Source organism: Bradyrhizobium sp. LVM 105 (assembly GCF_003957705.1).
GTDB classification, from domain to species: Bacteria; Pseudomonadota; Alphaproteobacteria; order Rhizobiales; family Xanthobacteraceae; genus Bradyrhizobium; species Bradyrhizobium frederickii.
Genome location: NZ_QZMV01000002.1, coordinates 172213 through 192933 on the forward strand (window position 1 = coordinate 172213; position 20721 = coordinate 192933).

Annotated in this window: 16 protein-coding genes; 8 read left to right on the plus strand and 8 right to left on the minus strand. The window is 64.1% G+C overall.

Translation table 11 applies throughout. The annotated features are described in order from the left end of the window. Nucleotides 1-6: 6 nt before the first annotated feature. From gcl to D6B98_RS06210, 8 genes are all read right to left on the minus strand, one after another. On the minus strand, nt 7-1797 hold the full coding sequence (gene gcl, locus D6B98_RS06170; protein WP_126256056.1) for a glyoxylate carboligase: 1791 nt from the start codon (nt 1795-1797) through the stop codon (nt 7-9). A gap of 152 nt (nt 1798-1949) precedes the next feature. Beyond that, the gene (locus D6B98_RS06175; RefSeq protein ID WP_126256057.1) at nt 1950-3752 is read right to left on the minus strand and encodes an adenine deaminase C-terminal domain-containing protein; all 1803 of its coding nucleotides are present in this window, start codon (nt 3750-3752) and stop codon (nt 1950-1952) included. 83 nt (nt 3753-3835) lie between these two features. Further along, nucleotides 3836-4639: an NYN domain-containing protein gene (locus D6B98_RS06180; protein WP_126256058.1), complete on the minus strand. Its 804-nt coding sequence runs from the start codon at nt 4637-4639 to the stop codon at nt 3836-3838. A gap of 150 nt (nt 4640-4789) precedes the next feature. Continuing rightward, nucleotides 4790-6289, minus strand: coding sequence for a tripartite tricarboxylate transporter permease (locus D6B98_RS06185; RefSeq protein WP_126256738.1), 1500 nt, complete (start codon nt 6287-6289; stop codon nt 4790-4792). Next, complete coding sequence (locus D6B98_RS06190) at nt 6289-6774, minus strand: tripartite tricarboxylate transporter TctB family protein (protein WP_126256059.1); 486 nt, start codon at nt 6772-6774, stop codon at nt 6289-6291. Before D6B98_RS06190 ends, D6B98_RS06185 begins: the two co-directional genes overlap by 1 nt. Continuing rightward, nucleotides 6771-7739, minus strand: coding sequence for a Bug family tripartite tricarboxylate transporter substrate binding protein (locus D6B98_RS06195; RefSeq protein ID WP_126256060.1), 969 nt, complete (start codon nt 7737-7739; stop codon nt 6771-6773). Before D6B98_RS06195 ends, D6B98_RS06190 begins: the two co-directional genes overlap by 4 nt. 108 nt (nt 7740-7847) lie before the next feature. Then, nucleotides 7848-8690, minus strand: a complete 843-nt coding sequence (locus tag D6B98_RS06200) for an IclR family transcriptional regulator (RefSeq protein WP_164718489.1) — start codon at nt 8688-8690, stop codon at nt 7848-7850. A 163-nt stretch (nt 8691-8853) separates the two neighbouring features. Continuing rightward, the gene (locus D6B98_RS06210) at nt 8854-10983 is read right to left on the minus strand and encodes an acetate--CoA ligase family protein (RefSeq protein ID WP_126256063.1); all 2130 of its coding nucleotides are present in this window, start codon (nt 10981-10983) and stop codon (nt 8854-8856) included. A 351-nt stretch (nt 10984-11334) separates the two neighbouring features. Between D6B98_RS06210 and D6B98_RS06215 the strand changes: the two genes are divergently transcribed. The 8 genes from D6B98_RS06215 to D6B98_RS06250 all read left to right on the plus strand — a co-directional run bounded on the left by D6B98_RS06215 (nt 11335) and on the right by D6B98_RS06250 (nt 20622). Next, on the plus strand, nt 11335-12030 hold the full coding sequence (locus tag D6B98_RS06215) for a GntR family transcriptional regulator (protein WP_157282741.1): 696 nt from the start codon (nt 11335-11337) through the stop codon (nt 12028-12030). A 60-nt stretch (nt 12031-12090) separates the two neighbouring features. Then, a complete protein-coding gene (gene oxc, locus D6B98_RS06220; RefSeq protein WP_126256064.1) occupies nt 12091-13824 on the plus strand; it encodes an oxalyl-CoA decarboxylase in 1734 nt (577 codons plus the stop codon). Nucleotides 13825-13973: 149 nt separating this feature from the next. Beyond that, the gene (frc, locus tag D6B98_RS06225) at nt 13974-15251 is read left to right on the plus strand and encodes a formyl-CoA transferase (RefSeq protein WP_126256065.1); all 1278 of its coding nucleotides are present in this window, start codon (nt 13974-13976) and stop codon (nt 15249-15251) included. Nucleotides 15252-15979: 728 nt separating this feature from the next. Then, complete coding sequence (locus D6B98_RS06230) at nt 15980-17284, plus strand: ABC transporter substrate-binding protein (RefSeq protein ID WP_126256066.1); 1305 nt, start codon at nt 15980-15982, stop codon at nt 17282-17284. A 71-nt stretch (nt 17285-17355) separates the two neighbouring features. Continuing rightward, nucleotides 17356-18255: a branched-chain amino acid ABC transporter permease gene (locus D6B98_RS06235; RefSeq protein ID WP_126256067.1), complete on the plus strand. Its 900-nt coding sequence runs from the start codon at nt 17356-17358 to the stop codon at nt 18253-18255. After that, a complete protein-coding gene (locus D6B98_RS06240; protein WP_126256068.1) occupies nt 18255-19211 on the plus strand; it encodes a branched-chain amino acid ABC transporter permease in 957 nt (318 codons plus the stop codon). The genes D6B98_RS06235 and D6B98_RS06240 overlap by 1 nt, the downstream gene beginning before the upstream one ends. After that, complete coding sequence (locus D6B98_RS06245; protein WP_126256069.1) at nt 19211-19954, plus strand: ABC transporter ATP-binding protein; 744 nt, start codon at nt 19211-19213, stop codon at nt 19952-19954. The genes D6B98_RS06240 and D6B98_RS06245 overlap by 1 nt, the downstream gene beginning before the upstream one ends. Further along, entirely contained in the window at nt 19951-20622 is a 672-nt protein-coding gene (locus D6B98_RS06250) for an ABC transporter ATP-binding protein (protein ID WP_126256070.1), read from the plus strand. The genes D6B98_RS06245 and D6B98_RS06250 overlap by 4 nt, the downstream gene beginning before the upstream one ends. Nucleotides 20623-20721: the final 99 nt, after the last annotated feature.

Consider the following 20721-nt stretch of genomic DNA (forward strand, 5'->3'; position numbering starts at 1 on the left):
TCTCCCCTATTCCGCCGGCTGCAGCACGCCGGGCCGTTTGGTCCCGACTTCATCGAGCGGCAGGTCCAGCACCTCCTCGAACTCGACGATGTTGTCGATCTCCGTGCCCATCGCGATGTTGGTCACGCGTTCGAGGATGAACTCGACCACCACGGGCACGCGGTGCTTCGCCATCAATTCGCGCGCCGTCGCGAACGCAGCCTGTGCGTCCTTCGGATCGGTGACGCGGATCGCCTTGCAGCCGAGGCCTTCGGCGACCGCGACATGGTCGACGCCGTAGACGCCGAGCTCGGGCGCGTTGATGTTCTCGAAGGAGAGCTGGACGTGATAGTCCATCTCGAACCCGCGCTGGGCCTGGCGGATCAGGCCGAGATAGGAATTGTTCACGACGACATGGATGTAGGGCAGATTGAACTGCGCGCCGACCGCGAGCTCCTCGATCAGGAACTGGAAGTCGTAATCGCCGGACAGCGCGACGATGTCGCGATCCGGACAGGCCGCGCGCACGCCGAGCGCGGCGGGCAAGGTCCAGCCGAGCGGCCCCGCCTGTCCCGCATTGATCCAGTTGCGCGGCTTGTAGACGCCGAGGAATTGCGCGCCGGCGATCTGCGACAGGCCGATCACGGTGACATAAGTGGTGTCGCGGCCGAAGGCCTTGGTCATCTCCTCATAGACGCGCTGCGGTTTGATCGGGACGTTGTCGAAATGACTCCTGCGCAGCATCGTTCTCTTGCGATCGCGGCAGGACGCGGGCCACGCCTGGCGCTCGCGGAGCCTGCCTGCCCGCCGCCACTCCTTGGCGACGGCGACGAACATCTCGAGCGCGGCCTTCGCGTCCGAGACGATGCCGAGATCGGGATTGAACACCCGCCCGATCTGCGTCGGCTCGATATCGACATGCACGAAGGTGCGGCCCTTGGTGTAGGTCTCGACCGAGCCGGTGTGGCGATTGGCCCAGCGATTGCCGATGCCGAGCACGAAGTCGGATTCCAGCATAGTGGCGTTGCCGTAGCGGTGGCTGGTCTGAAGCCCGACCATGCCGGCCATCAGCACGTGATCGTCGGGGATCGCACCCCACCCCATTAGGGTCGGGACCACAGGCACGTTGGCGATCTCGGCGAATTCCACCAGCAGATCCGAGGCGTCGGCGTTGATGACGCCGCCGCCTGCGACGATCAGCGGCCGCTCGGCGGCGTTGAGCATCTCCAGCGCCTTCTCGACCTGCTTGCGGGTCGCGGTGGGCTTGTAGACCGGCAGCGGCTCATAGGTCTCATCGTCGAACTCGATCTCGGCGAGCTGCACGTCGAGCGGCATGTCGATCAGGACCGGCCCCGGCCTCCCTGAGCGCATCACATGAAACGCCTGGCTGAACACGCGCGGCACCAGCGCCGGCTCGCGCACCGTCACCGCCCATTTCGTTACGGGCTTTGCGATCGACTCGATGTCGACGGCCTGGAAATCCTCTTTGTAGAGCCGCGCCCGCGGCGCCTGTCCGGTGATGCAGAGGATCGGGATGGAATCGGCGATCGCGGAATAAAGCCCGGTGATCATGTCGGTGCCCGCCGGCCCCGAGGTTCCGATGCAGACGCCGATATTGCCGGACTTGGCGCGGGTATAGCCCTCCGCCATGTGCGAAGCGCCCTCGACGTGTCGTGCCAGGATATGGTGGATCGAGCCGCGCTTCTTCAGCGCCGAGTACAGGGGATTGATCGCGGCCCCGGGAACCCCGAAGGCGGTCGAGATGCCCTCCCTCTCCAGAATACGGACGGCTGCATCGACGGCTCGCATCTTCGCCATATCGGACCTCGCTTGGTTTAAGTCAGCGAGCGAGATCATCGGTTGCGCAGGAGCCGATCTCAACGAGATCGATTTTATTTTCCACGATGCGGCAGCCGCAGAGAAATTGCGGCAACCTCAATCGGTTAAATGCAGGAACGCGTGAAAGCGGCTCACTCGAACAGCGGCGCCAGCTCCATCTGCGGCACCAGCACGAGGCCCTTGTCGGTGATGCGAATTTCCGGAATGACCGATAAGGGAATCAAATTGAAGCCCATGTAGGGGATGGTGCAGCCGGCCTCCGCCCATTCCTTCTTCAACGCCTTGACCTCGTCGGCCACCTCTGTGACTCGCTTGTCGGACAGCAGGCCCGCGATCGGCAGCGGGACCAGCGCCCTCACCTCGCCGTCGGCAACGACGCAAACGCCACCCTGCCGCGCTTTGATGGCGGCGATGGCGACCTGCATGTCGGGCTCGTTGGTACCGGCGACGATGATGTTGTGGCTATCGTGCCCGACGCTGGAGGCGACCGCGCCGCGCTTGAGGCCGAAATCCTTGAGGAGGCCGTAGGCGACATTGCCGGCCGATTTGCCATGGCGCTCGACCACTGTGACGAAGCACAGGCCGTAGCGCGCGAACAGCGACGGCCAGTCCATTGCAGGCTCGATCTTAACCTTCTCGTGGATCAGCGTGATGCCAGGCAGCGCGGTCTTGATCGCGTTGACCGTACACGCTTTTGCCGGAAGCTCTGGCGTCAGCTTGACCTTCTCCGGCAGCTTCACAGTCGCATAGGCCGCCTTCGGATATTGATAGCGCTGTGACAGTGCCTGATCGAGACGTGGCGTGATCCTGCCATGCTCGACCACGAGCTCGCCGCCATACCAGGTGCATTGCGGCTTGAGTTGATCATCCATCAGCACGAGATCAGCGCGGCGGCCGCCACCGAGCCCGCCGATGTCGCCATCCATGCCGAAGCGCGTCGCGCCATGCAGCGAACCCATCGACCAGGCCTGCTCCGGCGACATCCCCGCCTTCACGGCTTCGCGCACCACCCAGTCGAGGCCGAACAGCAGGAGATCGTCGGCATCGCGGTCATCGGTGCACACCGCCGTGCGCTTGTGCGAGGCCCCAAGCTCGGTGACAGTGCGGATCGCCTGCGGCAGCGAATGCCAGGGCGTCGTCGGCGGTCCGCCGCGCAGGAACACCCAGACGCCGGCGTCGAGCAGATCGTCGGCGATGTCGCGATCGATCGCTTCGTGGGTGTCGGTGACGCCGGACGCCGCATAGGCCGCGACGAACTCGCGGCCGTAGACGTGGCCGGACACCGGCCGTCCCCGCTTCAACGCGGCCGCGAGGATTGCGTGGCTGCGCTCGTCGCCCATCGTCACCGGCACAAAGTCCATCTTCTCGCCGAGTGCCACGGCTTCGGGCCAGCGATCGAACAGACCCGCGATCTTGTCGGGCGTGAGATCACCGCCGGCCGTCTCGAGTTCAGCCGATGTCGCAGGGACCGTCGAAGGCACCGTCAAGAAAATCGAGAGCGGCGCCTCGCGCGCGTCCTCCAGCATCGCCTCGACGCCGGCGACATCCATGACGTTGCCGATCTCGTGGCTGTCGCAGAAGATCGTGGTGGTGCCGTTGAGCAGCGCGGCCTCGGCATAGGCGCAGGCCGTCACCATCGAGGATTCGATGTGGATGTGCGGATCGACCAGGCCCGGCGCGACGATGCCGCCGGCGGCGTCGTAGAGCGGCACACCGTTCCAAGTCTTCTTCGCTGTTCCGGCCTGCTTCACGGCGGCGATGCGGCCGCCAGTGATCCAGACCTCGCGGTTCGCGTGGATGCGCTCCGAATAGGTCGAAAGCACCCGAGCGCCAGTGATGACGAGATCGGGCGCAAGGCGCGCGGAAGCGACGTCGGCAAGGCGGCGCGTCATGCCGTGCAGCGGCGCGACGGCAAAGCGGGTGAGTTTTGTCATGGGACTCTCGCGTGACGGAAACAGCCCAGCAATGGTTGCGCCCGCAGGTCGGCTCGGCAATTCAAATAAAACGGCATCCGTGCTTACGCTTTAGGCGCCGAACCTCCTGCCGTCCCCGCTCTCGAAGACCTGCGCGGGTTCCGCCTTCTCGGCGGTGCGGCGGCTGCGGTGGCCTTGACCCGAATTCGCATCGACCGGCCCTTCGACTCGTCGATCTCGAAGGCATTTGTCTTTCGCACGAGATCGCTCAGCTTGCGGAAGCCGAACGTCCTCGGATCGAAATCGGACGCGAGATTGGCAAGCTGCCGACCGACCTCGCCCAGCGTAACCCAGCCGTCCTCGCTCTCCATCTGGGTGATCACCTTCTTGATGATCGGCGTGGCCGCTTCGGGCGGCTGAAGCGATGCCGACCTCGAGGTGGCGTCCTGGTTATTCACCGGTCCGGCAAGGAGGTTCTCCGTGTAAACGAATCTCCGGCAGGCCTGCCTGAAGCTTTCCGGCGTCTTCTGCTCGCCGAACCCGAAGACGTCGATGCCCTGCTCCCGGATGCGGGCGGCCAGGCGGGTGAAGTCGCTATCGGACGACACCAGGCAAAAGCCGTCGAACCGGCCGCTGTGAAGCAGGTCCATCGCGTCGATGACCAGCGTGATGTCGGAGGCGTTCTTTCCCGTCGTATAGGCGAACTGCTGCTGTGGGATGATGGCGTGCTTCGACAGGATATCGGCCCAGCCCCTGGACCGTGCGTTGGAGAAATCGCCATAGATACGGCGAACGCTGGCCTCGCCGATCTTGGCAATCTCCTCGAACAGTCCGTCCGCGATCTTGGCGGAGGCATTGTCGGCGTCGATCAGAACCGCCAGACGCGGCGAGCGGAGCTCGGAAGGCATGACAGTTCCCCACGAATGGACGCGACACAAGACAAGTGCATCGGGACGGCTAAAGCATGATCCGGAAAAGTGCGCAGCGGTTTTCCGAAAAGATCATGCTTAAACAACAACCTAAAGCGCGATGACGATTCATCCTAATCGCATCGCGCTTTAGTCCTCGTTCGCCTTGAATCGCCCCAGCCCCTTCAGCACAAACGGAGCCAATAGCGCAAGCAGTGCGATGCCGAGCAGCGTCGCCGAGATCGGGCTCTGCAGCAGCGTCATGGGATCGCCGAGACTGATCGCGAGCGCGCGGCGCAGCTGGCTTTCGGCGATCGGGCCGAGGATCAGGCCGACCACGACCGGCGCGATCGGAAAATCGAACCGGCGCATCAGAAAGCCGAGCACGCCGAAGGCGGCCAGCATCGACAATTCCACCACCGACGGCTTTGCGGCGATGGTGCCCATGGTCGCGAACACGAGGATGCCGGCATAGAGCCACGGCTGCGGGATCGCGAGCAGCCGCACCCACAGGCCGACCAGCGGCAAATTGAGCACCAGCAGCATGCAATTGGCGATGAACAGGCTAGCGATCAGGCCCCATACCAGGTCCGGCCGTTCGGCAAACAGCAGCGGCCCCGGGTTGAGGCCATATTGCTGGAAGCCCGCCAGCATCATCGCGGCCGTTGCCGAGGTCGGCAGCCCGAGCGTGAGCAGCGGCACCAGCGTTCCGGCGGCGGAGGCGTTGTTGGCGGCTTCCGGCCCCGCGACGCCTTCGATCGCCCCCTTGCCGAACTCTTCGGGGTGCTTCGTCAAGCGTTTCTCGGTCGAATAGGACAGGAAGGTCGGGATCTCCGCGCCGCCAGCGGGCAGCGCGCCGATCGGGAAGCCGAACATGGTGCCGCGCAACCACGGCTTCCACGAGCGCTTCCAGTCTTCTTTCGTCATCCACAGCGAGCCGCGCACCGGCTCGAGCTTCTCCTCGCTGTGGTGGCGGCGCGATGCGACGTAGAGCGCCTCGCCGAGCGCGAACAGGCCGACCGCAAGCGTCGTCACCTCGACGCCGTCGAGCAGCTCAGGGACGCCGAACGCGAGCCGCGCCTGGCCCGTCAGCTTGTCGATGCCGACGAGGCCGAGCGTCAGGCCGATGAACAGGCTGGTCAGGCCGCGGATCGGGGAATCGCCGAAGGTTGCCGACACCGTGACGAAGGCGACGCACATCAGCGCGAAATAGTCCTCGGGGCCGAAGCGCACGGCGAAATCGACCAGCCAGGGCGCGAGGAAGGCAAGACCGATGGTGGCGATGGTTCCGGCCACAAAGGAGCCGATCGCGGAGGTCGCAAGCGCCGGCCCGCCGCGGCCGGCCTTGGCCATCTTGTTGCCTTCGAGCGCGGTCGCCATCGAGGCGCTCTCGCCGGGCGTGTTGATCAGGATCGCGGTGGTCGAGCCGCCATACATGCCGCCGTAATAGATGCCGGCGAACATGATCAGCGAGCCGCCGGGGTCGAGCTTGTAGGTGACAGGCAGCAGCAGCGCGACCGTCAGCGCCGGGCCGATGCCGGGCAGCACGCCGACGGCGGTGCCGAGGAACACGCCGATCAGCGCATAGAGCAGGTTCATCGGCTGGACCGCAACCGCCATGCCGTGGGCCAGCGCCGCAAAAGTGTCCATCACAGCAGTCGCTCCAGCGGGCCGGTCGGAAGGCTCAGCGTCAACAGCCGGTCGAACGCGAGATAGATGAGGGTCGACATCACCAGCGCGATGATGCTGTCGACGAGGATGGCGCGGCGCCCGAACGCCGCCGACGTCGTCACGAACAGCGCCGAGGTTGCCAGGATGAAGCCGCCGCCAAGGCCGATGATCGCGATCAGCAAGGCCAGGCCGACCAGGATCAGAAACACTGGAACGGGGTCGGCGCTTTCGCGCGCGGGCAGATTCCCGCGCAGCGCGTCGATCAAATTGCCGATCGCGAGTAGCCCAAGGCCGCTGGCGACCACGACCGGCATCGCCTCCGGCCCCATGCCGTACATCGCGGTGGATGACAGGCCGCGCGCGTCAAACACCAGTACGGCGGCGAGACCTGCGAGCAGCGCAGCGATGACGACGCCGGCGCGATCGACGCGCCGCGGCGGCTGGGCGGGATCACCCGAGGTCATGACTTAACCAGGCCGACCGACTTCAGCACGTCGGTGACGCGCACGGTTTCCTTCTTCAGGAAGTCGGCGAAGGCATCGCCCCCGAGATAGGCATCCTCCCAGCCCTTTTGCTTGAGGATTTCCTTCCAGGCATCCGACTTCACCATCTTCTCGACCGCATCGGTCAGGGTCTTGCGCTGCTCCGGCGTGATGCCGGGAGGCGCGACGACCGAACGCCAATTGGCGATCACGAGGTCGATGCCCTGCTCCTTGAAGGTCGGGATATCGCTGCCGGCGATGCGCTTCTCCGAGGTCACGCCGATCGCGCGCAGCTTGCCGGACTTGATCTGTCCTTCATATTCGCTGAGGCCCGAAATACCCGCGGTGACCTTGCCACCGAGGATCGCGGCGAGCGACTCGCCGCCGCCGGAGAACGGGATGTAGTTGATCTTCTTCGCGTCCGCGCCGACGGCACCGGCAAACAACGCGGCCATCACATGGTCGACGCCGCCGGCCGAGCCGCCGGCAAAGGTCACCTTGGCGATGTCGGCCTTCACCGCGGCGGCGAGATCCTGCGCCGTCTTGATCGGCGAATTCGCTGGCACCACGATCACCTGGATTTCTTCGGTGAGGCGCGCGATCGGCGTCACCTGTTCCAGCGTCACCGGCGACTTGTTCATGGCGAGGGCACCCACCATGACGAAGCCGTTGACCATCATCTGGTTGCCGTCGCCCTTGGCGCCATTGACGAACTGGGCGATGCCGACGCTGCCGCCGGCCCCGGGAACGTTGGTGACCTGCACGCTGCGCGCCACACCGGAGGCCACCAGAGCCTGCTGCATCGAGCGCGCGGTCTGGTCCCAGCCGCCGCCCGGGGCCGCCGGCGCCATCAGCTTGAGCTCGAGCTGCTGGGCAAGGGATGGCGTCGCTGTCGCAAGGGTCAGCGCGATGGTTGCGCCGGCAAGGCGCGCGGAAAATTGGAACATGAGGACGCTCTCCAGGCTCATGCGGACGTTTGCCGCATTGTGTCGTTTCGTCGCATATCAGCCAAAACGGCCGATGCTGTCCAGCGACAGCGCCCAGATTCCTTCGTTTTAGCGGGGCGTCGGCATCACCCCACCCAGCGCGACGGTCAGCTCGCCGGCGACGTCGCGCACGATTTGGCCCACGTCCGGCAATCTGTCGTCGGTCAGGCGGCTGGTCATGCCGGAGACGGAAATCGCCGCGAGCGGCTCGGCGCAGTCGTTGTATACCACCGCGGCAATGCAGCGCAGGCCTATGCAGGCCTCCTCATCGTCGAGCGCAAAACCCTGCTGGCGGATCTTTTCGAGTTCCTTGAACAGATCGCTCGGCCGCACGATCGACTTCCCGGTCAGGCGCGGCATGCCGTGATGGCGGATGACGGCGCCGACGTCCTCATCCGAATAGGTCGCGAGCACCGCCTTGCCGACGCCTGACGTCACCATAGGGACACGGCCGCCGACCTGGGTCAGCGAGCGCATGATCTCGCGGCTCTCCATGCGGGTCAGAACGATGATGAATTCGTCGTCGACGACGGCGAGATTGGCCGTCTCGCGGGTGAGATCGCGCAGCTTGCGCAAATATGGAATCGCCTGCGTCGAGAAGTTGCGCCGCCGCGCAAAGCTCGCGCCGACCGTGAAGGCGCGCGAGCCGACGTGCCATTTGGATTCGGCGCGGTCGAACTGCACGAAGCGACGGCTTTCCAGCGTCGCGAGCAGGCGATGCACGGTCGAGGTCGACAATCCCGTGCGGATCGCCAGGTCGCTGAGGCGATAGCCCTCGTCGTCCTCGGCCAGTGTTTCCAGGATGGAGAGCGCGCGGTCGACGGACTGCACGCCGCCGTCGCGGGTCTCATGGTCGGCCTCCGCAGCCGATTTGGGCTCGATCGATTTGCGCCGGATCACGTTCTTGTTCATCGCGGCCTGCCGCTTGTGCATCCGTCATTCCGGGATGGTCCGCCGGGACTGCGCGCAGCGCGGGCCTGGCGTACCAGACCCGGAATCTCGAGATCCTCAGGTGCGCAATTGCGCACCATAGTTCGATGCTCCGCATCGCCCCGGGATGACAGGAGAGTTAGGCTCAGAGCAGCCCTGCCCCGCGCGCCCATCTGTACTTGGCCCCCAACACCTCGACCGGCAGTTCGGTCGAATAGGCATAGGCCGGGATACCGTTCTGGTAGAGATATTCGGCGGCTTCCTCGACCTCGACGTCGCCGGCGAGCGAGGCGACCATCGGCTTCACGAAGCCCTTGGCCTCCATCTCCTTCTTCACCTCGACCATGTTGCGGGCGAACACCATCGGCGGGGTGACGATGGTGTGCCAGTAGCCGAGGATCAGCGCGTGGATGCGCTCGTCCGACAGGCCGAGCTTCACGGTGTTGACGTAGGTGATCGGCGGCTCGCCGCCGGTGATATCCACAGGATTTCCGGCAGCCCCAAACGGCGGAATGAACTTGCGGAAGGCCGCATCGAGATCCGGCGGCATCGACATCAACGACAGGCCGTTGTCGACGCAGGAATCCGACAGCAGCACGCCCGAGCCGCCGGCACCGGTGATGATCAGGACGTTCTCACCCTTCGGCGTCGGCAGCACCGGCACGCCGCGGGCGAATTCGAGCAGTTGGCGCAGCGAGCGGGCGCGGATGACGCCGGACTGCTTGAAGACGTCCTCATAGATGCGGTCATTGCCGGCGAGCGCGCCGGTGTGCGAGGACGCCGCCTTCGCCCCCGCCGAGGTGCGGCCGGCCTTGAGCACGACGACCGGCTTCTTCTTGGAGACGCGCTTTGCGGCCTCCGCAAAGGCGCGGCCGTCCTTGAGGTCTTCGCAGTGCTGCGCGATCAGGTTCGTGTTCGGATCCTGCTCGAAGAAGGCGAGCAGATCGTCCTCGTCGATATCGGACTTGTTGCCGAGGCCGACGATGGCCGAAACGCCCATCTTCGCCGAACGCGAGAAGCCGATGATGGCCATGCCGATGCCGCCCGACTGCGACGACAGCGCGGCATGTCCCTTGACGTCGTAGGCCGTGCAGAAGGTCGCGCAGAGATTGGCCGGCGTATAGTAGAAGCCGTAGATGTTCGGCCCCATCAGGCGGATGTCGTACTTCTTGCCGACCTCGACGATCTCCGCCTGCAGCTCCGGCGCGCCGGCTTCGGCAAAGCCCGACGGAATCAGAACCGCGCCGGGGATTTTCTTCTCACCGCATTCGGTCAGCGCCGCCGCCACGAACTTGGCGGGGATCGCGAACACCGCGACGTCGATCACGCCAGGCACGTCTTTGACGCTCTTGTAGGCCTTGTAGCCGAGGATCTCGGCGGCCTTGGGATGGATCGGGTAGATGTCGCCCTTGTAGCCGCCGTTGATGAGGTTCTTCATCACGGAGTTTCCGATCTTGCCGTCCTCGGCGGAGGCGCCGACCACGGCGACCGCCTTGGGCTGCATGATGCGGTTCATCGCCGCGACGATCTCTTCGGTCGGGCGGGGCTTCGGCTTCGGCACATAGGCGAAGTCGACGACGATGCGCACGTCGGCGGCGGTCGCGCCCTTCGGCGTCGCGAACACCGGATTGAGGTCGAGCTCGACGATTTCAGGGAAATCGGTGACGAGCTGCGAGACCTTGACGATGACGTCGGCGAGCGCCGAGCGGTTCACCGGCTCCCCGCCGCGCACGCCCTTCAGGATCTCATGCGCCTGGATGCCGTCGAGCATCGACAGCGCGTCTTCCTTGGTTGCCGGCGCGAGGCGGAAGGTGATGTCCTTGAGCACCTCGACCAGCACGCCGCCGAGGCCGAAGGCGACCAGCTTGCCGAACGAGCCGTCGGTGATCGAGCCGACGATCACCTCGGTGCCGCCGGCCAGCATCTGCTGCACCTGGACGCCCTCGATCTTGGCATCGGCCTTGTACTTCTTGGCGTTGGACAGGATGGTCTCGTAGGCCTTCTCGGCCTCATCCGCCGTCTTGAGGCCGACGATAACGCCGCCGGCTTCGGTCTTGTGGAGAATGTCCGGCGAGACGATCTTCATCACGACCGGAAAGCCCATCGAAGAGGCCATCTTGCCGGCCTCGCCCGCCGACTTCGCCACGCCTTCCTTCGGCACCGGAATGCCGTAGGCGTCGCAGACCAGCTTACCTTCCGGGGCCGTCAGGCTGGTGCGGTTGTCCGCCTTGACCTGGTCAAGCACCTTGCGGACGGCATCTTTGGAATTGGACATGTGGCTTCTCCCTTGACCTCAGTTCGTTCTTTTCAAAGCGCGCGCGTGTTTGCGGCTGCCCGTGATGCTTGCCATTCGCCGCGCTCTGTTCCATGTCGCGGGCCGGAGCGGCATAAAGCCTGAGATTACTCCGCCGCCATGGATCAAAAATGGCTGGCTATGGCATTTGGTATGCCAGAAGCCAACTTGTCAAGCTGTAGCATGGCTTAGAACGCCGCAAAAAATCGCCGCCTTGACATTCTGGCATGTGGTATGCCAAAAACTTTCCCGTGAATATTCCTGTAAAAGACGACTCCCCACTGGAGGAGATTCGTCGTGTCACTGCGGAAACCAACCAAGGCGTTGCCGAACATGGCCGAGGCAGACATCGCAATCGTTCGTATTGCCCCGGAGAGCAGCTTCAAGAACAAGGCGTATGACGCCTTGAAGGAAGCCATCCTCAAGATGGACATCTATTCGACGCCCGAGCCGGTGATGCTCGACGAGCGCGCGCTGTCCGAACGCCTGGGCGTCAGCCGCACGCCGATCCGCGAAGCCATCGCCATGCTCGAGCAGGACGGTTTCGTGAAGACGGTGCCGCGCCGCGGCATCATGGTGGTGCGCCGGACCAAGAGCGAGATCGTCGACATGATCCGCGCCTGGGCGGCGCTGGAGAGCATGGCGGCACGCCTCATCACCACCACCGCGCGCAAGAAGGACATCACGGCGCTGCGCGACTACTTCAAGGATTTCGGCAAGGACCGTCTGCCCGAAGATCATGTCGAGGAATATTCCCGGGCCAACATCGCCTTCCACCAGGCGCTGATCTCGCTGTCGGAGTCCCCCGTGCTGGTCGATCTCACCAACGACCTCTTGCTGCACGTGCGCGGCTATCGCCAGCTGACCATCGGACGCAAGGATCGTACCGCGACCTCGCTGCCCGAACATCTCGGCATCATCGAAGCGCTGGAAGCGCGCGACACCGAGCTCGCCGAGAAGCGCGCCCGCGATCACACTCTCGGCCTCGCCGCTTACGTCGAAGCGCACGGCCAGGAACTTTTCACGTAGACCATTCACCAGAAGGGCGAACAACTCGCCCCACTACTTGAGACCAGGGAGACAAGGCCCATGCTGAACACCGCGACCAAGTCCGAGGCACCGGGCACCGAGCAGGAGCTGACGGATGGCTTCCATCTCGTCATCGACGCGCTCAAGCTGAACGGCATCAACACAATCTACAATGTGCCGGGCATCCCGATCACGGATTTGGGCCGCATGGCGCAAGCCGCCGGTATTCGCGTGATCTCCTTCCGCCACGAGCAGAACGCCGGCTACGCCGCGGGCATCGCCGGCTATCTCACCAAGAAGCCCGGCGTCTGTCTCACGGTCTCGGCGCCCGGCTTCCTCAACGGTCTCACTGCGCTCGCGCACGCCACCACCAACTGCTACCCGATGATCCTGGTCTCAGGCTCCTCCGAGCGCGAGATCGTCGACCTCCAGCAGGGCGACTACGAGGAGATGGACCAGCTCGCGATCGCAAAGCCGCTGTGCAAGGCGGCCTATCGCGTGCTGCACGCCCAGGACATCGGCATCGGTTTCGCCCGCGCCATCCGCGCCGCGGTCTCGGGCCGTCCGGGCGGCGTCTATCTCGACCTGCCGGCAAAACTGTTCGGCCAGGTCATGAACGCCGAGGCCGGCCAGAAGTCGCTGGTCAAGGTGATCGACGCGGCGCCCGCGCAGATCCCCTCGCCCGCTTCGGTCAAGCGCGCGCTCGACGTGCTCAAGAGCGCAAAGCGTCCGCTCATCATCCTCGGCAAGGGCGCGGCCTACGCCCAGGCCGACGAGGAGATCAAGGCTTTCGTCGAGAAGAGCGGCGTTCCTTTCCTGCCGATGAGCATGGCCAAGGGCCTGCTTCCCGACACCCATCCGCAATGCGCAGGCGCGGCCCGCTCGACCGTGCTGAAGGACTCCGACGTCGTCATGCTCATCGGCGCCCGGCTGAACTGGCTGCTGTCGCACGGCAAGGGCAAGAGCTGGGGCGAAGCGCCGAAGAAGTTCATCCAGGTCGACATCGAGCCGCGCGAGATGGACTCCAACGTCGAGATCGTCGCGCCCGTGGTCGGGGACATCGGCTCGGTCGTCTCCGCCTTCAACCAGGCGATGGCAACGGGCTGGACCGCCCCGCCCGCCGACTGGACCAAGGCGATTTCGTCCAAGCGCGAAGAGAACGTCGCCAAGATGGCGCCGAAGCTGATGAACAACAAGTCGCCGATGGACTATCACGGTGCGCTCGGCGTCCTGAAGAACGTCATCAAGGAATATCCCGAGGCGATCCTCGTCAACGAAGGCGCCAACACGCTCGACCTCGCCCGCGGCGTCATCGACATGTACCGCCCGCGCAAGCGTCTCGACGTCGGCACCTGGGGCGTGATGGGCATCGGCATGGGTCAGGCGATCGCAGCTGCGCTCGAGACCGGCCACCCCGTGCTGGCGGTGGAAGGCGACTCGGCGTTCGGCTTCTCCGGCATGGAGGTCGAGACCATCTGCCGCTACAACCTTCCGATCTGCGTCGTCATCTTCAACAATGACGGCATCTATCGCGGCACCGACGTCAACGGCGCGAATTCCGATCCGGCGACCACCGTGTTCGTCAAGGGCGCTCGCTACGACAAGATGATGGAAGCTTTCGGCGGCGTCGGCGTGAATGCGACCTCGCCCGACGAGCTCAAGCGCGCGGTCAACGAAGCCATGAAGTCCGGCAAGCCGACGCTCATCAACGCGGTGATCGATCCGGCCGCGGGCTCGGAGAGCGGCCGCATCGGCAACCTCAATCCGCAGAGCGTTCTGCAGAAGAAGAAGTAAGGCCGGGTCATTCCCCGCGCAGGCGGGGAATCCAGTATTCGCCGGACCACCCTATGTGGCGAGCACTGAGCCCGACCGAAACGACAGCGAATACTGGATGCCCGCCTTCGCGGGCATGACGGAAACAGAATGGTAACAGGAGCAACACGATGACCAAAGCGCTCGAGGGCGTTCGCATTCTCGACTTCACCCACGTCCAGTCCGGACCGACCTGCACGCAGCTACTGGCATGGTTCGGCGCCGACGTGATCAAGGTGGAACGTCCGGGCGTGGGTGACATCACCCGCGGCCAGCTGCAGGACATCCCGAACGTGGACAGCCTGTATTTCACCATGCTCAACCACAACAAGCGCTCGATCACGCTCGACACCAAGAACCCCAAGGGCAAGGAAGTCCTCACCGAGCTGATCAAGAAGTGCGACGTGCTGGTGGAGAATTTCGGCCCCGGCGTGCTCGACCGCATGGGCTTCCCCTGGGAGAAGATTCAAGCGATCAACCCGAAGATGATCGTCGCCTCGATCAAGGGCTTCGGCCCCGGACCGTACGAAGACTGCAAGGTCTACGAGAACGTCGCGCAGTGCACCGGCGGCGCCGCCTCGACCACCGGCTTCCGCGACGGCCTGCCGCTCGTGACCGGCGCGCAGATCGGCGATAGCGGCACCGGCCTGCACCTGGCGCTCGGCATCGTCACCGCGCTCTATCAGCGCACCCACACCGGCAAGGGCCAGCGCGTCACCGCCGCGATGCAGGACGGCGTGCTCAACCTCTGCCGCGTCAAGCTGCGCGACCAGCAGCGCCTCGCCCACGGCCCGCTTCGGGAATACAGCCAGTTCGGCGAAGGCGTGCCGTTCGGCGACGCCGTGCCGCGCGCCGGCAACGATTCCGGCGGCGGCCAGCCCGGCCGCATCCTGAAGTGCAAGGGCTGGGAGACCGATCCCAACGCCTACATCTACTTCATCACCCAGGCCCCGGTCTGGGAGAAGATCTGCGACGTGATCGGCGAGCCCACCTGGAAGACCGATCCGAACTACGCCAAGCCGGCCGCCCGCCTGCCCCGCCTCAACGAGATCTTCGCCCGCATCGAGCAGTGGACGATGACCAAGACCAAGTTCGAGGCGATGGAGATCCTCAACAAGGACGACATCCCCTGCGGCCCGATCCTGTCGATGAAGGAGATCGCGGAAGACGAGTCGCTGCGCGCGACCGGCACCGTGGTCGAGGTCGACCACCCCACCCGCGGCAAGTACGTCTCGGTCGGCAATCCGATCAAGCTCTCGGATAGCCCGAGCGACGTGCAGCGCTCCCCGCTGCTCGGCGAGCACACCGACGAGATCCTGCGCTCGGTGCTCGGCTTCAGCGACCATCAGGTCGCCGAGATCCACAAGTCCGGCGCGCTCGACCCGCCGCAGAAGCAGGCCGCTGAGTAAGCGACACCGCCTCGACCAAAATGAAAGGGCCGCCCGAAGGGGCGGCCCTTTTTGCTTGGGAAGGCGCGCCGTCGCGGAGCTCACAATCAAAACTGAGAAAACAACCCCATGCACAGTAGCCATCGCATTGGCCCGCAACGACATTTCTGATTCGACGAAAAAATTCTGACCCGTCGGGCAAGACAAGGGTATTATGTCATCATGGATGTTATGCCGGGAGTGCACATAGGGGCCCCGGCTGTTGCCAGTCGGAATGGATCCCCGGCCACACGCCGTTCGCGGAACGGGGCTGCAGAGATCTGGAGTCCAAGGGCAGTTATCGGACGTCGGCGCGAGGCGCAGGACGTCAGCGATGAGCCAAAAGCGGAAGTACAGCTTCGGCATCCCCCGGGACGGCGGTGGGTCAAAGGCGGAAGCGCGGTCGGTGTTTGTTGCTGAAGCGAGAGCGCCTACGTCGCAGAGGAAGAGCAGGCACGAATGGCGAGCAGCGGGCTCTGGCCGGAGCTTTTGTCGCACCCTGGGATTGGAGGCCTCGACCCTTTTGGGACCTCGTCCGTTCAAATCGATGCGCAGCCGACAAAATTCGCGGCGGCGTCGAACTGGGTTTCGTCGGCTCGCGAATGGCAGAAGAGGGCTGGCAACACGCGACAATTATAGTAGCGTTGTTGCAAGAAGAAGCGCACGGCGGCTGAAGCCGGGCGCGACACATAGAACAGGGAGGACTTTCGATGCAATTTCTCAAGACTGCGGTTGCGGCCGGGCTTGTAGTTGCGGCCTTTACGGGCACCTCGCTTGCGCAGACCAAGCCGTCGGAGCTCAAAATCGGCATCACGACGTTCCTGTCGGGCCCTGCGTCAGTCTTCGGTGTGCCGGCGAAGGCCGCGGCGGAGATGATCGCGGAGGACCTCAACAAGAAGGGCGGCATCGGCGGCGTGCCGGTCAAGCTCTCCTTCATCGACGAAGGCGCGGGAGGCGAAGCGCTCGTCTCGAACTACCGACGCGTGGTGCAGGACGAAAAGGTCGATGCCACGTTTGCTTCGATCTCGTCGGGCAGCTGCACCCAGTTGGTGCCGATCGCCGAAGACCTCAAAGTCATGAATTTCATGTGGGACTGCGGTGCGGCCTCGATCCTCGAAACCAAGAAGTACCGGTACAATTTCCGGACGCAGGCGAACGGCACGCCGGAAATGCTGGCCGTGCTCCTTTACCTGCTCAAGACCAAGCCCGACTTTAAGACGATCGCGGTGGTCAATCAGGATTATGCATGGGGTCGGGAGAGCTGGGAGATCTTTTCGACCGCGCTCAAGGCGATGAAGCCGGACGTGCAAGTCGTCGCGGAGCTCTTCCCGAAGTTCGGCGCACCGGACTACTCCACTGAAGTTTCCCGTCTGTTGGCGCTGCGGCCGGATGTGGTTCTGACAACGTCTTGGGGTGGAGATCTCGACACGCTGGTCCGTCAGGCCGGTCAGCGCGGCCTGTTGCAGCAGTCGACCTTCGTGCTCGGGATCGGCGAATCATCGATCCAGCGGTTGGGCAAAGACTTGCCTGAAGGCCTGATCGTCGGCGCGCGCGGAGACCACTGGTTCCTGCATCCCGAGAAGAAGAACGACGCGGCCTTCAAGGCGTTCAATGAAGCCTTCAAGGCGAAGACCGGTGCGTGGCCGATCTACCCCGTCTATCACATGGCGCAGGCGTTCAAGGCCCTGGAGACGGCCTACGACAAGGCGATCAAGTCCAACGGCGGCAACTGGCCGACGCGCGAACAGGTCGTGGACGCGACGGCGGGCACCGAGTTCGCCACCGGCTTCGGCCGTCCGATTACGCTGCGGCCCGAGGACAACCAGGGCCTCGAAGCTCAGCTGGTCGGCGTCACCAAGTCCGTTCCGGGGTACGACTTCAAGCTGCTCGACAACATGATGATCTTCGATCCGAAGATGATCACCAACCCGGCGGGCGTACGGTCGGTTGAGTGGCTCAAGACGCTCAAGCCGGACTTCGTCAAGATGGACGTGCCGACCTTCAAAGCTCAGTAGCGGCACGCTCGACTTTTGATCCCCGTCCTCCGAGCCGCATCCCGGAGGATGGACCTTTTCCGAAGGCCATCATGAACTCGACACTCGCTATCTTGGCGATCCTCGATGGGATCAGCTACGCCGCACTGGTGTTCCTGGTCTCGGTCGGGCTCAGCCTGATTTTCGGCGTGCTGCGCGTGGTCAACGTCGCGCACGGTTCGCTGTACGCGTTCGGCGCCTACCTGGCTGCGACGTTCAGCCTTGCAGTCGCGCCGATATCGCCTTGGCTTACCTATCCCGCGCTGCTGGCCGCCTCCATCGTGATCGGCATCGTGTGCGGCGGTTTCATCGAACGGTTTCTGCTGCGACCGCTCTCCGGACAGGAAGACGTCCTCCAGCTTCTGATCACTTTCGCCGCCTTCATGATCATGGACAACCTGCAGCGTCTGATCTGGGGCGTGCAGCCCATCTTCGCCGCGGAGCCGTTGAGACTACTTCCCAACGTCGTTGTGTTCGGCGTCAGTTACACGTCGTACCAGGTCATTCTCCTGCCCGGCGTCGCATTGGCGACGCTGTTCGGGCTCCGCTACTTCCTGCGCAGGACGCTGTCGGGAGCGGTGATCCTTGCGGTCACGGAGGACCGCGAAGCTTCGACGGCCATCGGGATTGACGCAAAACGCGTATATTTCGTTACCTTCGTCATCGGCGCGAGCCTGGCTGCGTTGGGAGGAGCGCTGGCCTCGCCGACCACCTCGCTGGTCCCCGGTATGGGTGCCGATATGATCGTGCTTTCCTTTGCCGTCGCTGCGACCGCGGGTCTCGGCCAGATCGAGGGCACCGCGCTCACCGCGCTGATGATCGGCCTGACCCGTGCCTTCGTGATCTATCTCCAACCGGAATTCGAAGTTCTCGTTCCCTATCTGCTGATGGTGCTGGTGCTTCTGGTGCGTCCGTTCGGCCTGTTCGGCGCCGTGCAGGTAAGGAAAATTTGATGAGCGGTCGCATCAAGCCGGTCACCACGATCGCGATCATCTTCTTTCTGGTCAGCGCCGTCGCGCCTCTTTTGGTATCGAGCTGGGCGACCTTGTTCGCGTTGATCCTCGCGAAGGGGATCGTCGTTCTCGGTATCATTCTTCTGCTGCAGGCGGGGCAGGTGTCGTTCGGACATGCAATGTTCTTCGCTACCGGGGCATATACCGCGGCGTTCTGGGGCAAGTACGTCGGTGGCGGCGACATCGTGCTCTTCATCGCGCTGGGCGGCATCACCTCCGCCGTCTTTGGCCTCATCGTCGGTCTCTTCGTCGTGCGCTACCGGGAAATCTTTTTTGGAATGCTGAATCTGGCGTTTTCGATGGTGCTGTGGTCGCTGCTGGAGAAGATGTTTCATTACACCAACGGCGCCGACGGCATCCGGGTCCCTCGTCCGGCCCTGTTGGGACTGTCGTTTACGCCCGAAACCTTCCAGTACGTCATTCTTTACGTGAGCCTCTTGATCGCGGTCGTCGCCTTCTACGGCGTGCAACGCTATCTCGATAGCCCGCTCGGACACATGCTGCGTGCCATCAAATCGAACGAGACCCGGCTCGAGTACCTCGGGATGTCCGCACGGCGCGTGCTTTTGATAGGCTACGTGATCTCGGCTTTTCTCGGCGGCATCGGCGGCACGCTGGTGGCGATCATCCAGCAGATCGCCACGCCCGAGTTCGGATTCTGGACGAAGTCGGGAGAGTTCGTCTTTATCGCGATCCTCGGCGGCAGCGCCCACGCCTTCGGAGCGTTCGCCGGCGCGGCGATGTTCGAGTGCGTGCGCTTCTATGCGGCGGCCCATCTGGCCGACACCTGGCAGCTGATCCTCGGTGTGGTCTTGATCGTCATCATTCTCTATGCGCCTAACGGACTGATAGGTCTTAGGCAGCGCTACGGCCAGGCGAAGCAGGGAGGACATTGATGGCCAACGTCCTCCTTTCCGCGAAGGGCATCAAGATCCGGTTCGGTGGCGTCGTCGCCGCCGACGGTATCGATCTGGACGTGCTCCAAGGCGAGAACCTCGCGATCATCGGACCGAACGGCGCCGGAAAGACCACCTTCCTCAACATCTCGACGGGTTATCTGCGGCCGCAGGCCGGAAGCATCACCTTCCTAGGCCAGGAAATCACGGCGCAGCTCCCGCGCACGATCACCAAGCTCGGCATCGCGCGGGCCTTTCAGATACCGCAGCTTTTCCTCGATCAGACTGTGATGGAGAACATGCTGATCGCCGCGGCCTCGCGGCTGGGAAGCCCTTCCGGCTTCACGGCTCTTTCCGCCCTGCCTGAGCTGCCTGAAATGGAGCGCCTTCTGGATCTCGTCGGCGTCAAGTTGTACGCGTCTCGCAAGGCGAGGGAGCTTCCCGAGGGACAACGCAAGCTGGTCGACATCGCTCTGGCGCTCGCGCTGAAGCCCAGACTGCTGCTGATGGACGAGCCCACTTCGGGCGTCGCCTCCGCCGAGAAGCTGGAGATCATGGACATCCTGACGTCCGCTCTCGCCAAGGAGAAGGTGACTTCGGTCTTCGTCGAGCACGACATGGACATGGTGGAGCGCTATGCCCACCGAGTCGCGGTGTGGAACGTCGGGAAGATCCAAAAGGTCGGCACGCCGGCGGAGGTTCTGGCCGATCCAAAGGTCCGCGAACAGGTGATCGGCATATGACGGCGATGCTGGACTTCGAGAAGGTCAACGTCGCGATCGCCGATGCGCCGGTGCTGCGCAACGTCAGCTTCTCGCTGCCGCCGGGCGCGACCGCCGCGCTCATCGGGCGAAACGGAGCCGGCAAGACCACGACGGTACGGACCATCATGGGCTTCACGAAGGCGAGCGGCACCGTGCGCTTGGGCGGTCAGGACCTGGGACATGTACCTCCGCACCGCCGCCCCTTCTTAGGAATCGGCTACGCCCCCGAGGACCGTCGTCTCTTCTCGGCCTTTACGGTGGAAGAAAACATTCTTTTGCCCGGTCGCGTCGCGAAACTTAGCGCGAACGAGGCGCGCCGGCGGCTGGAGCGAACCTACTCCGTCCTGCCGGAACTCAAGGACCTGGCGAGTCGCCCGGCGGGCTCCGTCTCGGGCGGCCAAGGCAAAATGGTCGCCCTCGGGCGCGCCCTGATGCTAGGCACCCGCCTCGTCATTCTGGACGAGCCGTTCCAGGGCCTCGCCCCTGTGCTGGCGCAGAGGTACGCCGAGGCGCTGCGTCGGCTTCGTTCGGAGGACCGGGACATTACCCTGCTGATCACGGAGTCGAACCCAAAGCTGCTCGAGACCTTCGCCGACGTGACGCTGACGATCGAGCGCGGCGAAATCGAAAGCCGGGCCCTTGCGTAGCGCTCGCCCGGTTTGGCGCGCAAACAGACGATCAAGCCAAGCTCCATCGAAGCTTGCCGAACAGACGAATCGACTGGCGCTCAATGCAACACGAGTAGG